Source organism: Cupriavidus sp. 05T313, from assembly GCF_056396665.1.
Map to the genome: position 1 here is coordinate 88,700 of NZ_JBFTLX010000010.1, position 13,417 is coordinate 102,116.

The following is a 13,417-nucleotide window of genomic DNA, read 5'->3' on the forward strand; positions in this document are numbered from 1 at the left end:
CGAACGGGTTGGCGGGGCGACCGCGATAGCCGGCTCCCAACAAAGCAAAGGTCCGCGCCGGATCGCCCCGGATAATCAATTGTAGGTGGGGAATCACCGCGCAGCACGCTTGCCGGGGCGCGTCCGATACCGCCCCCGCCCAAGTACATGAAGCGGCACCGCGGTGAAGACGGGATTTACGAAAGCTCTATGGCAGGGCAATACCTCTTTACGCCATTTGCACGGGCCAGTTCCTAACCTTGTAAGGCCCGGCAATTCGGTGGCGCCGCGGAGCTTGAGTGCTCGCGGGCCCGAAGCGCGCATTGCCTGTGCTTCCCCTGGCCAACCTACCTGGTAAGCAATATGACGCCGCACTTCACCAAAGCACCGCGCACAAGCGAACCCCGCCACGGCGGCAGCTATTACCTGAAGCTTGCCGGATGCCTGCTCGTGCTTGGCCTGTTGTACGCCTTGTGAATGAGGGGGCGGGGCCCCCCGCAGCCGTCCCTCCTACTCCTCTACGTAGCCTTTGCGCAGCTTCTCCGCCACCAGCTTGTCCATCTCGCGACGGGCCCGCTCGGCAGTGTCGAACTGCTTGAGATTGACCTGCCCGCTGCTGCCGATGCGGCCGTAGCTGACGCTCAGCTCGGTGCCGCTAAGGCTGGCGCGCCAGAACTTGCGCGAACTGCCCTGCTCGAAGCGCAGCGCCCGCACCAGTTCCGCTTGCCTGGCGCCGCTTGCGGAGGTGCCGGTGCTGGCGTCGTTGGCCGAACCTGAATCCGAAGCCGGCGCCAGCGGTTGCGCTGGTGGTGTCACCACCGGCGCCAGCGGCTCGACTTCCGCATCCAGCGCGCGGTCCTCGCCGTCGGCCAGCATGGCTTCGATGCGGGCCAGTACCGCGCCGGCATCGTGCAGCCAGTCCTTGCCGGGAATGTCGAGCACCCGCCAGCCGAAGCTGCGCAGGATGCCGGGACGGAACACGTAGCGCTCGGCGGTGTCCGCCACGGCCTCGGCCGGCGCATCGAGCAGGATCGCCAGCGCATAGCCCTGCGCGGACGGATCGGCGATGGCCAGGTCGCAGCGGAACTGGGAGCGGCCGACATTGACGTGCACCTGGTGGCCGCGCGAGCGCAGCGCCTCGGCCATCGCGTCGCGGATGCTGTCGGACGCGGCCTGGCGCGTGAAGGCATCGCGCGCGCCCAGGTTCAGGGCGCCGAGCACCGCCTGCGCGCGTTCGAACTGGCCGCGCGCGCTGGCTTGCGCGAACTGCAGGAAAGCGCGCAGCGCGGCAGCGCCATCGTTGTGCACATTGGTGATGGCTTCCGCCTGGATCGTCGACACCACCGCCATGCGGTGGCGCGCGCGGCTGAAAATCACGTTGAGGCGCTTCTCGCCGCCGCGCTGGTTGATCGGGCCGAAGTTCATCAGCATCTTGCCGTCGGGGCCAGGCGCGTAGCAGATGCTCAGGATGATCACGTCGCGCTCGTCGCCCTGGACGTTCTCCAGGTTCTTGACGAACAGGCCGTTGAACTGGTCGTCGTCCTCGCGCACGTACTCGCGCTCCAGGCGCATGGCAAAGTCCGCGTCCTCGCTGGCCAGCGCCTCCAGCGCGGACTCGATGGCGGTTTGCTGCGCCTCCGAGAAGGCGACAATGCCCAGGCTCAGCCCGGTCTCGCGGCGCAGCATCTCGCGCACGGTCTGGGCGATATAGCGCGCTTCCGGCGCGTTGCGCCGGTCGAGGTAGACGCCATCGCCCAGCCGGTGGAAGCTGACCGGCCGTGCCAGCAGCGCGTCGGCCCCGGCGATGCCGGCGTCTTCCTGGTCCGAGCGCAGCGGCGCTGCCTCGTCCTCGGCCTGCTCCAGCAGACGGTCGGGAATGGTCACTAGGCGGCCGTCGTAGAAGGCGGCGTTGGAGAAGCTGATCAGCGATTCGTGGCGGCTGCGGTAGTGCCACGCCAGCAGGGTGGCGGGCAGGTTGCGCGCGGCCTGGTTCAGCAGGCTGTCCGAGTCCAGGTTGATGGCGATGCGCTCTCCTTCCTCCTCCACCACGATCTCGTCGTCGCCCTCGGCGCCGCTGGCCGAGAAGAAGCTGGTCGGCGGCAGCTGCATCTCGTCGCCGACCACCACCACCTGGCGCGCCCGGCTCAGCRCAGGCACCGCTTCCTCCGTGGGAATCTGGCTGGCCTCGTCGAATATCACCACGTCGAACAGGTCCGGCGACAGCGGCAGCGTGTCGGACACCGACAGCGGGCTCATCAGCCAGATCGGCTTCAGGTCGTTGATGACCAGCCCGGTCTCGTCGTCGCTGAGGTCGCGGATGGAGCGGTGGCGCATGCTCTTGCCGAACTCGTGTTCCAGTTCGCGCCGGCCGGTGGCATAGCGCTTCTTGAATGCCTTGCCGTCGGCATCCAGTTGCGTCGCCGACAGCGAGGACTGGCGCACGTGCTCGGCAAACTGCCGGTGCAACGTTGCGCGTATCACCTGGGCGTTGAGCGCGAGCAGCTCGCGCTGGCCCTGCGCTACCGCGCGCGCGGCCTGCGCCAGCGCCGCCCCGCTGAAGTGCGCCAGCGCCGGGCTCTCGCGCTCCAGGCGGCGCAACGCCTCGTCGGCGACCAGCGCCTCCAGTTGCGCCGGTGCGTGGTCCAGCAACTGCAGCGTGGCGGCGCAGGCCGGATCGGCGGCATGGACGGCGCGCAGCAGCGGCAGCAGGTCGGGCAGGTCATCCAGCGCTTCGCGCAGGTCGCGCAGCAACTCGGCAATGTCGCCCAGGCGCGCGTCCGGGGCCAGGGTCAGTCCGTCGCGCACGCGCAGGGCCAGCTTGTCCAGCGCCTCGCGCGCGCCGGCTTGCGCGCGCGCCGTGGCGGCCGGATCGACAGCCTGGCGCAGATGGGCAACCAGTTCGCGCGGACCGCTGGCTGACTGCGCGCGCTGCTCCAGTTCGGCCAGCGCGCGCAGGAAGTCCTGCATCGCGACGACGCCATAGCGTTTGCGGCTGTCGGCATCGCACGCGGCCAGCGCGGCGCCGGCCGCGTGCTCGGCGGCCAGCGCCTCCAGCACTTTGCCGAAGCCCGGATGCACGGCATGCTTGCCGAAGTCATAGCGGCGCTTCAGCTCGCCGCGCAGGCGCCACCAGGCTGGCTGCAGCCAGCGCGCCAGCGACGGCTCCAGGCGCCGGACCAGCGCCAGCGCCGACTCGGTGTCGCCGGAGCTGAGCTTGTCGCGCCAGTTGGACGTCGCTGCCTGGGCGGCGGTGAGCGCCTGGGCGCGCGTTTCAAGTTCGGCCCGCACCTGGCGCAGCGCGCCTTGTGCCGGCGATGCCGGATCGAGCAGATCCAGGTGCGCGGCCAGGCCGGTGTCGAGCAGCCATTGGCAATCGGCGGCGATCGCACGGGCCTGTTCCAGCGCGGTGTCGTGGCCGATCAGGCTGGCGGTGCTGTCCAGCAGCGGGTCCAGCGCGTCGAACAGCGCCTCGGTATCGCTGCACAACTGCTCGGCGCGGCCGAAAGCGCGCTCGTCGGCCAGTAGCTCCCGCGGCAGCCGGGCGAACGGGTGCGCGGCAAGCGCGTCCATGCCGAAGCGCTCGCGCATGGCGCGATGCACGCGCTGGGTGAGTTCGCGCTGGCGATCCCAGCTGGCCAGCGCCGGCAAGCGCTCCCGCATGGCCGGGCCGGTCTCGGGCGCCGCGGGCAGTCCGGCCACGCGGCGCAGCAGCACGCGCACGCTATCGCCCAGCGCCTCGGGCGCGGCCGCCATCGCCGACTCGAAGCGGTCGATACGCTGCTGCTGCCCCGCCAGGGCCCCGGCCACCTGTGCCCGGCGCGCCGCGGCCGCGTCGCCGTCGTGCGGCTGGGCGATCCACTGCTCATAGCAGGCGCGCAGATCGGCGATAAAGGCCTTCTTGTCGGTCTGCGAGTCATGGATCAGGCAGCACAGCGGATCCAGCCCGCTTTGCTTGAGCCGGTGGAACACCACGTCCAGCGCGGCGCGCTTCTCGCAGACGAACAGCACGCGCTTGCCGCGTCCGGCGTAGTCGGCGATCAGGTTGGTGATGGTCTGCGACTTGCCGGTGCCGGGCGGGCCCTGGATGATGAAGCTGCGCTGGCTGCGCGCCAGGCCGACGGCGGCGTTCTGCGTGGCGTCGGACGCCACCACGCTCCACTGCTCGCCCGGCGCCAGTGGTGCCGGCGCCTGCGTCTCGATGTCACGCGGCTCGATCGAGAACACGCGGTCGAAGGCGGGGTTGGGCCCGGGTTCGTCCAGCAGTTGCGCGTAGTCGCGCACCAGCGACATCTTCTTGTAGTTGAAGTTGGCCAGCGTCACCTGGGTCAGGTCCAGGTCCCAGGCATAGCGGTGGCCTTCGGATTCCTGCAGCACAAAGCCCTTGCGGTCGCCGGCATCGGCAGCATCGGCGGTGCCGGCAGCAGGCTGGGCGATATTCGGCTGGCGTGGGCCGGCGCTGGGCGCGGCGCCCGCCTCGAAGCGCTGTGGCAGCTCGCTCGGCCGGACCCAGTGCTCGAACAGCGCCCGCCCCAGCGGGCGGTAGTCGTCCTGCGCATAGCTGTAAGGCGGCAGCCAGCCACCGCCGCTTGCGCGCGCGGCGGCCACGCCCGGCTTGCGGCGCTGGAACTGCTGCATGCGCTGCAGCGCCTTTTGCCGCACCAGCCGCACCGCGGCCTTGTCCACCAGGCGCAGTTCCACCGACGGCTCGGAGCCGCGGATCTGCGCCAGGAGACTGGCATGGATCTCGGCCAGCGAGGTCTTGCCCAGGTCCACCGTTTCGTCCAGGCGGATGTCGTACAGCTGGCTCAGGTGGTGGCGCAGCACCGGGTTGAACTCGGCCTCGCCGCTGGTGCACTGGATCACGTACTGGTCGCGCACGCCCTTGCGCTTGACCAGTTCCACCGGCAGCCACAGCAGCGGCGTCACGATACGCTCGTCCGGTGCTTCCTTGAGGTTGTGCCAGCGCAGGAACGCCACTACCAGGCGCAGGTTGCTGAAGCCGAACTCGGCACGGTCGCGGCGTGTTTCGGCGATCAGCCGGTCCAGCGCCGCCGGCAGGTAGGGCTGGTCGTCGAAGCGCAGCCAGCGCTGCAGCGAAACCGGCTTGCCGTCCACCAGCTCGGCGGCGAACGGGCCGCCCCAAGTGCAGATGTGCTCCGGCCGCACGCTTTCGATCTGCAGCATCAGCGGCACGCTGGCCACGGTCAGGTTGACGCTGGCCGCGGTGGGGCGGAAGTACAGCAGGCGGTTGCGCCGGGACAGGTCGAACAGGCGGTCGCGCAGATGCGCGAGCACCGCCGTGCGGCGCGGCGCCGCACCGCTGGCCCCGGCCAGCGCACGCTCCACCTCCAGGGCCAGCGGCTGCTCGCGCCAGGTGCGCAGCCGCGTGGCCAGCGAGGCCACGTCGGTGGCGCGGTCGTGCCGGTTGATCTCGGTCATCTCCACGATCACCGCGGCCACGATGGGGTGCAGCCGCTCGTGCAGCAGGAACAGGTTGCGCCGGCAGGCAACGAACTCGCGCAGATCGTCCTCGTCGGCGAGGTCCGCGCCGCAGGCCAGGCTGGCCAGCGCCATGCCGAGCAGGAAGATGTCGCCGATCTCGTCGTGGTGGCCGACCAGCAACTCCCAGCTGGCCGGGCCGGGCAGGTACACCGGGCGCTCGATCGGCGCCGCGGGATCCAGTTGCAGCGTCAGGTCGGTTTCCTCGCGGCGCCCGTCGTCGGCATGGCCGCGCTGCAACGTGCCGACGATGTTCAGGCCCGAAGCCGGATGCGGCTGCACCCGGTGCACGGCGCCGATATCCATGACCGGCAGCTCGCCGTCCGGCCGGCGCAGGCCGAGCGCGCCATCCTCGCCCACCAGGATACTGTCGGCGTCGAGCGAGGCGACCCTGCCCTGCGCGTGCAACGCGGCGACCTGCTGGAACAGCGGCAGCATCAGCACCAGTACGTCGTCGGTGGGCAATGCCGCGCCCGCCTGCGCCTCGATCAAGGCGCGCAGGGTACGCGGCGCGCTGTTGGCGATCGTGCTGTCGTTCATGCCTGGGCCTCCTTGRCCAGTTGGCGGTTGTAGCGGTCCATCTCGCGCTTGCCGAAGCCGGCATCGCGGCGCAGGTTGCCGTGCAGCGCGTCCAGGCTGCCCAGCGCCTGCGCCACCCGGCCGGCGCGCAGCAGCGCCGCCTCCTGCTGGTCCGGGTCGGCCAGGGCCAGGTCCATCATCAGCGCATTGAGGTAGGCGCGCACGTCATCGCCGGCCACCTCCGCGGCGAATGCCTCCGGGCCCACCGCGGGCTCGTCGTCGCGCCAGTCGGGAAAGAGCATGCGCACCTGTGCCAGCACCGCCTCGCTCGCCAGCGGCGTGCCGGCCAGGTAATGGGCAAGGAAGCCGCGCGTCAGCGCCTGCAGCCGCCGTTGCCCCGGCAGGTCAAGCCGCTCCAGCGCCAGCGGACCATGCAGCCGGGTCTCGATCCACTGGTCCAGGCCGGCCGCGCCCTCCCACCACAGCGCCAGCGCGCGGGCGCGGATAAAGGTCTCCGGGTGGCTGTGCGCGTTGCTGGCGCCTGCCTCGTGCGACTCGATCTCGGCGGCCTGGCGCAGGTAGGCCGCTGCATCGACGCTGCCTATGCCCGTCTGCACCTTGACCAGCGTCGACACGGCCGGCGCCACCGCGCCGGCGGCCACCGCGCCGCCCCGGTCGGCAAACAGCTCGGTGTGCAAGGCATAGCGCCGGTAGGTCTCGCGATGGCTGCCGCTGGTGCCGGGCGCCGCCAGCGCGTCGTTGAGGATGCGGTCGGCCACCAGGAACCGGCCGTCGTCGCGCGACCACAGCAGGTAATGGGCCAGCTCATGGCCGAATACCGCAAGCAGCTCCACCGCCGACAGTCGCTCCAGCAGCGGCCCCTGCAGGATGATGTGGACCTCGCCGGGCACATAGACCAGCGAGGCGTTCATCTCCTGCCCGGGGGACTGGTACAGCGTAGCCCGCGCATCGACGCCCAGCCGCGCCATGGCCTGGGCCAGCGCCGCATGCACATCGGCATGCGCCTCGGCATCGATGCGATAGGTATCGCGCAACAGCATCAYGCGCAGCGCCTCCAGGTGCTCGGCGCGGGTCGTGCGCGCGCTGGCCCAGCGCCAGACGTCGGGCTCGTGGCTGCGCAGGTAGTCGACCACCGTTGCGTGATAGGCCAGCGGCGTCAGCGCGCTGCGATCCGGGGCGTGAGAGTCCATGCGGGAAATCCCAGGGTTGCATGGAGGCTGATTCTACAGGGGGCGGGATGGCTGGCGCGGTTCGCCGGGACCGCCGCTTCATTGGCATGAATGCCCTTGCCGCGCGCTCTTCCCAACCGGCTTGCCTGGTTCCTGGATGGCGTCGTGATTTGCTGCTCACATGTTATGTTGTCATACAACATGAGGTGATGCGTTCGCGGCTGTTGCTGTGTTCCTGGTTCGATTTTTCCGGTGTTAACCCTGGAATTCGCTGTGTACCCTTGCTTGAAGGTTTGCCATGTCATAGGATGACTGATAACGAGAGTACGCCCCTCAAAAGCGGTTCCCTCCTGACAGGACCCCGATATGAAAGCCAACATCCTCCAGCTCAACCCGATCCTGGTCCCTGCGATCAACGACCAGCTGGATTCGCTCTACACCGTGCACCGGTTGTTCGAGCAAGCCGACAAGGATGCCTACCTGCGCGAGCACGGCGCCTCGATCCGCGCGGTCGTCACCGGCGGCCACACCGGCATCGCCAGGGCGATGATGGAGCAACTGCCCGCGCTCGAGGTGGTGGCGGTCAACGGTGTCGGCACCGATGCGGTCGACCTCGAATACGCGCGCGCGCGCGGCCTGCCGGTTACCGGGACGTTCGGGGCGCTGACYGAGGACGTCGCCGATCTCGCCGTGGGCCTGCTGATCGCCACTTGCCGGGGCATGTGCCCGGGCGATCGGTTTATCCGCGCCGGCGACTGGGTCCGGCATCCGCAGCCAAGCGCGATCCCGCTGGCTCGCCGCGTCAGCGGCATGCGCGTGGGCATTGTCGGCATGGGCCGCGTGGGCCGTGCCATCGCGGCCCGCATGGCGGCGTTCGGCTGCCCCATCGCCTACACCGACCTCAGGGCGATGGAGGATGTCCCTCACCCCTTCGTGGCCGACCTCGTGCAACTGGCCCGCCAGAGCGATGCGCTGATTCTTGCCGCCGCCGCGGACAAGGCAGAGGGCATCGTCAATGCCGAGGTCCTCGACGCGTTGGGCAAGGATGGCTACCTGATCAACGTCGCGCGCGGCCGGCTGGTCAGGGAAGACGATCTGGTCGCGGCGCTGTTAGCCGGCCGGATCGCGGGCGCCGGGCTGGATGTTTTCGTCGATGAGCCTAACGTGCCCGAAGCCCTGTTCGCGCTGGACAACGTCACGCTGCAGGCGCACCGCGCCAGCGCCACGCACCAGACGCGGGCGGCCATGGGCGAGATGGTCCTGGCAAGCATTGCCCAGGCGCTGGCCGGGCAACGGCCGGAGTTCAGCCTCACCACCTGAGCGCCGGCAGCCGCCTTCCTCAGCCCCAAAAGACGATAACCAGGATCACAGGAGACAAGATGCAAATCAAATTTCTGGCGGCCATCGCCATGGGCGTGCTCGCGTGCGGCATGGCCGGCGCGCAATCCTATCCGGCCAAGCCGATCACCATCGTGATCGGCTCCAGTCCCGGCAGCACCACGGATGGCCTGGCCCGCGCCATGGGCGCCCAGATCACCATGGAAACCGGCCAGCCGGTCATCGTCGACAGCCGCCCCGGCGCATTCGGCGGCATCGCGGCGCAGTTTGTCGCGCGCGCGGCCCCTGACGGCTATACGCTGTTCATGACCACCAACACGACGCAGGCCGCCAATCCGCACCTGGTGAAGAACCTGCCCTACAACCCCATCAAGGACTTCGCACCGATCGGCCAGGTGGTCCAGGGCTACATGCTGATGGTCGTGAACCCCAACGTGAAGGCCAAGAACGTATCCGAATTCATCGCGCTGGCGAAGACGGAGCCGGGCAAGCTGACGTTCGGCTCGGGCTCATCGTCGGCGCGGGTTGCCACCGAGCAGTTCCAGCACATGACCGGGACCAAACTCACGTATGTCCCCTACAAGGCCAATCCGCCCGCCGTGATTGACCTTGTCGCCGGACAGACCGACGTGATGATCGTCGACCTGACCACCAGCCTGCCGCAGGTCAAGGCCGGCAAGCTGCGCGCGCTCGGCGTCAGCAGCCCGCAGCGCTCGCAGCTGCTGCCCAACGTGCCGACCATCGCGGAGCAGGGCGTGGCGGGCTACGAGTCCGGTTACTGGAACGCGCTCTACGCGCCAGCGGGCACGCCGGCGCCGGTCATCAACCGGCTCAACGACCTGATGCGCAAAGCCATGGCAACCGAGTCGATCCGCCGTTTCGTGACGGAGAACGGCATGGAGGTGAAGGTGTCTTCGCCCGAGGAACTCGCCAGATTCCAGCTTGCCGAGCTGGACCGCTGGGGCAAGATCATCAAGACGGCTGGCATCCAGCCTGAGTAGGAGCCAGCGGTATGCGGTGCGGTACTGCCAGGGCCGCCACCGCCTACAGCGCGTACTTCACCGTCAGGTAGAACGTGCGCTGCGGGAACGGGTGGAACAGGAAATACTTGCGGTTGTTGAGGTTGTCCACGCCCAGCGCGCCGCTCCAGTGCTTGTCGAACTGGTAGCGCACCCGCGCGTCCATGACGAAGAAGCTCTCGAAGCCTTGATAGGTGGCGGGGTTGATGTCCGTGTTGTCGACCGTCGCATAGACGCGGCTGCTGTAGCGCGCCGCCAGGGTGTAGGCCCATTTGCTGTCCGGCTGGTACGTTACCGCCAGGGTGCTGCGCCACGTCGGCACGTAGGGGACCCGCTTGCCGACCGATGTCGCGCCCGGAATGGTGGGGACGTAACTGTCGTTGGACAGTATGCGTGAATCGACGTAGGTCACATTGCCGGAGAACGACAGGCCGTGGATCAGCACGTTGTCCTGCTGGCCTGCCAGCTCCACGCCGACCTGACGTGTCTTGCCCACGTTCTGCGTAAAGGAGACCGGCGTGGCAAAGCCGGGGATCGTCGACGTTTGCGAGATCAGGGCGTTCGACACGTACTCGTTGAATACCGAGAGACGCATCTTGCCGTCGTTGGCATGGTGCTCGACGGCCAGTTCGCCGGACATGACGCGCTCCGGCTGCAGGAAGGGGTTCGCCTGGACAAATGTCGTGCCGGTCTGGATGGATTGATACAGTTCGCCGACGGTGGGGAACCGATACGCCTTGCCGAACGAGCCGGTGACCGACCATGTCTCGGTCGCGTCCCAGGTGACCGACGCCTTGGGCGAGAAGGCCGACTTGTCCACGCCGGGCTGGTTGATCGGCACCCCCACGCCATTGCTGCCCGTCGAGAAATTGAAACCGTCATACGCGCGCCACCATTCGTAGCGGCCGCCCAGCGTGGCCTGCCAGCCCGGTGCCACGCGCCAGACGTCCTGCAGCCACAGCGCGCTGGTCTGTGTCTTGCCAAGCGAGTTGCTGAACAGCGGGCCGCTGCTGCCCGATGTCCAGTTCGCCGTCGTGTACGTAGGGCTGGCGAGCTTGAACTGATCGTAGTGCGCGCCAAAGCTGACGATGTTCGCCCCCGCGGCGCCCTGCGGCCGCCAGATTCCCTTGAGATCGACCGTGGTCCATCCGGTCCCGCTCATGTCGGTGGCGCGGCCGGGGCCGCCGCTCTGCGCGCCTGGGTAGAGTCCGGTGGAAAGGCGGCTCAGGTCCCGGAGATAGTAGAGATTGCTCAGGGTCATTTCCCAGTCGAACAGTCCCTTCGTATGGGTTTCCACCTTCAGGCTCTGCATCAGGTGCTGCTGCTCGATGTTGTTGCTCGAGAACTGGCCGGCGATGGTGTTGGCGTTGTACGCGAACCCGCCGATATTGACGCTGCCGCTCTGGGCGCCATAGAAGGGCGTGCCCGCGGCGGTGCTCAGGTAGGTCTGGGCGTTTGCCTTCGAGCTGTTCTGCCAGTAGCCCAGCGTGTAGGCCGCGCTCAGCGTCGGCGTGAAGTCATAGGCCAGCTTGACGGCGGCGTTGTCCTGCAATGTGTGGATGAAGTTGCCCGCGCCGATCACCTGGATCGCGCCGCCTGTACGGTTGCGGTCCGCGATGGCGCCGGTGATGACCGGCAGYCCGGCGCCGGCCCGGGTCGTCGACTGGCTGACCGTACCGATGCTGAGCGGCTGGCTGAAGCTGTTGAGGTGGCTGGCATTGAACCACCACGACAGCTTGCCCACGCGGTCGCCCAGTGTGGCGCTGTATTGCTGGGCCGGCTCGTTCTCGCTGGTGCCGTATTTGCCGAAATGCTGCACGGCGCCCGTGAATTCCAGGCTGCCTTCGAAGGCCTTCGGCATCCGTGTGGTGATTTCCGTCACGGCGCCATACGAGTTGCCGGGGTAGGCCGCGGAGAAGGGGCCATACATCACGTCGATGCGATCGACTTGCTGCGGCGCCACCATGAACCACTGGGGCGACCCGTTGCCGTTGTTGTTATTGATCAGCGTGGATAGCAGGACGCCGTCGGCGTAGATCAGGCTGCGGGCACTGGCATTGATGCCGGTGGTGCGCGTGGCCATCGGCGACTGGGTGTCGCCGATGAACCGCTTGCGCACCAGCACGTCCGGCAGGTACTTGAGCATGTCTTCGGTGCCCATGACGTTGATGGTCTCGGCCGCCTGCTGTGCCGTGATGCCCTCGGTCGTTTGCGGCAGTTGATTCTTCTCGGCGAAGGACCGGGTTTCGGTGACCTGTACCGCGGGCAGGGTCCGTTCCCCCGGCGCCCCCTGGCCTGCCGCGACGGCTGGCGTTGTGCCGCTGTCCTGGGCGTGGGCGCTGCCGGCCCCCAGGATGGCAGCCGACAGCAAGGTACAGCCGCAGCTGACGAAAGCTAATGCAAATGCCGGTGACGGCAAGGCGCCACCGGCGATGCCGGCGCGAGGGTCTGGATTCATGGTGTTCCGGGCAAGTCTGGAGCGGACCGATAGCCCGCTCGTGGCATGGACGCGCGCCCGCGGAGCGGGGGGGCGATCAGGCGAAGGCGATCATGCCAGGGGTGGCGCCCGGGCCGTTGCGCGCAGGAGGCCCGGAGGCTGGTAGGCATTGCGCTGCAATGCCGGCCGCGCAAGACCAAGCGGGGTGAGGTGGGGGAGAAAGGCGAACGGCGCGTGCGGCACCGCATTGGTGTTGCCAAGATCCGCGCAGACCAGGCAGCAGAGGGCATCGTCGAGGCTGTGATGGCTGCCGGGTGCGTCCTCAGGGAAGTGCGTTTGCTCGTCGATCGGGACAACGCGCATACCGCTTGCGCTGCAGATCGTCATGTCGGCCATCTGCCCGTCCACCTGCCCGTGGGCCATCTGTGGCCACGGTGCATGCAGCACCATGCCGAGCAGCGCGAGCCACAAGATGAGCCGACGAGTGAGGGGCATATTGTATGGAGACAATGGGTGGCCGATTATAGTGGCGAGCCGCCGCCTGCAAGGGCGCTGTGGGCCTGATTCCGCTGGATCGGGGTGCGGCGCAGCGCCGCACCCGCTGCCGTCGGATGGGCGTGTGCAGCACCAGGCATTGGATGCGGCCGGCGTCCTTGCATACCTGTCAGCTTATATCCCCTTGCGGCGCATTTCCCTGTGCTGTGTACGGTTCGCCACGTTTCTGCGTAAGAGGCGCTTGCAATTCAGGCATGCGTGTACGCCGGGGCTGACCGCAGGTGATGGGGGGGCGGCTATGCCTGAGGCCAGCCGAGTTCGATGAACACCTTGCACAGTGCCTCCATGCCTGCCGCATCTTCGTCGTCAAAGCGGCCTGCCACCGGGCTGTCCACGTCCCACACGCCGATGAGCGTGCCGTCGGCGGCGATCAGCGGGACCACGATCTCGGATTTGGAGGCGGCGTCACAGGCGATATGGCCGGGGAATGCGTGGACGTCGCGGACGACTTGCGTGCTGCGGGTCTGGGCTGCGGTGCCGCAGACGCCTTTGCCGAGGGCGATGCGTACGCAGGCGGGTTTGCCCTGGAATGGACCGACTACCAGCTCGGTGCCGTCGTAGAAGTAGAAGCCTGCCCAGTTGAGGTCTTGCAAGGAGTGGAATACCAGGGCGGAGAAGTTGGCGGCGTTGGCGATGGGGTTGGTTTCGTCTGCCAGTAGTGAGCGTGCTTGGGTGATGAGGTTCTGGTATTGCTCGGGTTTGGAGGTGGGGGTGGGATTGGTGGGTTGTTGGTGCATGGTTGGGTCTGGTGGGTGGTTGCAGTCGCTGAACGTTGATGTCAAGGGTTTAACGTCAAAGGCCTGACTTCAAAAGCTTAAAGTCAAAGGCAGTTTCACCACCCCTGCGGGGCGGCGACCTACTTTCTTGTCTTGCCAAGAAAG

Annotated in this window: 7 protein-coding genes; 2 read left to right on the top strand and 5 right to left on the bottom strand. The window is 68.0% G+C overall.

Annotation, left to right across the window (positions count from 1 at the left end):
- Nucleotides 1–489: 489 nt before the first annotated feature.
- Both AC1DKD_RS04170 and AC1DKD_RS04175 read right to left on the bottom strand, forming a co-directional pair.
- On the bottom strand, nt 490–6,018 hold the full coding sequence (locus tag AC1DKD_RS04170) for an AAA domain-containing protein (RefSeq protein ID WP_477142968.1): 5,529 nt from the start codon (nt 6,016–6,018) through the stop codon (nt 490–492).
- Entirely contained in the window at nt 6,015–7,208 is a 1,194-nt protein-coding gene (locus AC1DKD_RS04175) for a M48 family metalloprotease (RefSeq protein ID WP_477142969.1), read from the bottom strand. Before AC1DKD_RS04175 ends, AC1DKD_RS04170 begins: the two co-directional genes overlap by 4 nt.
- Nucleotides 7,209–7,553: 345 nt before the next feature.
- On the opposite strand from AC1DKD_RS04175, the gene AC1DKD_RS04180 reads away from it, so the two are divergent.
- Nucleotides 7,554–8,507, top strand: coding sequence for a 2-hydroxyacid dehydrogenase (locus tag AC1DKD_RS04180; protein WP_441626013.1), 954 nt, complete (start codon nt 7,554–7,556; stop codon nt 8,505–8,507).
- A 59-nt stretch (nt 8,508–8,566) separates the two neighbouring features.
- Nucleotides 8,567–9,526: a Bug family tripartite tricarboxylate transporter substrate binding protein gene (locus AC1DKD_RS04185; protein ID WP_441626015.1), complete on the top strand. Its 960-nt coding sequence runs from the start codon at nt 8,567–8,569 to the stop codon at nt 9,524–9,526.
- A 43-nt stretch (nt 9,527–9,569) separates the two neighbouring features.
- Here AC1DKD_RS04185 and AC1DKD_RS04190 read toward each other — a convergent pair whose 3' ends face one another.
- The 3 genes from AC1DKD_RS04190 to AC1DKD_RS04200 form a co-directional block, all read right to left on the bottom strand.
- Nucleotides 9,570–12,002, bottom strand: a complete 2,433-nt coding sequence (locus AC1DKD_RS04190; protein ID WP_441626017.1) for a TonB-dependent receptor — start codon at nt 12,000–12,002, stop codon at nt 9,570–9,572.
- Nucleotides 12,003–12,092: 90 nt separating this feature from the next.
- On the bottom strand, nt 12,093–12,452 hold the full coding sequence (locus AC1DKD_RS04195; protein ID WP_441626019.1) for a DUF2946 family protein: 360 nt from the start codon (nt 12,450–12,452) through the stop codon (nt 12,093–12,095).
- Nucleotides 12,453–12,772: 320 nt separating this feature from the next.
- Complete coding sequence (locus AC1DKD_RS04200; protein WP_441626021.1) at nt 12,773–13,273, bottom strand: GAF domain-containing protein; 501 nt, start codon at nt 13,271–13,273, stop codon at nt 12,773–12,775.
- Nucleotides 13,274–13,417 lie beyond the last annotated feature (144 nt).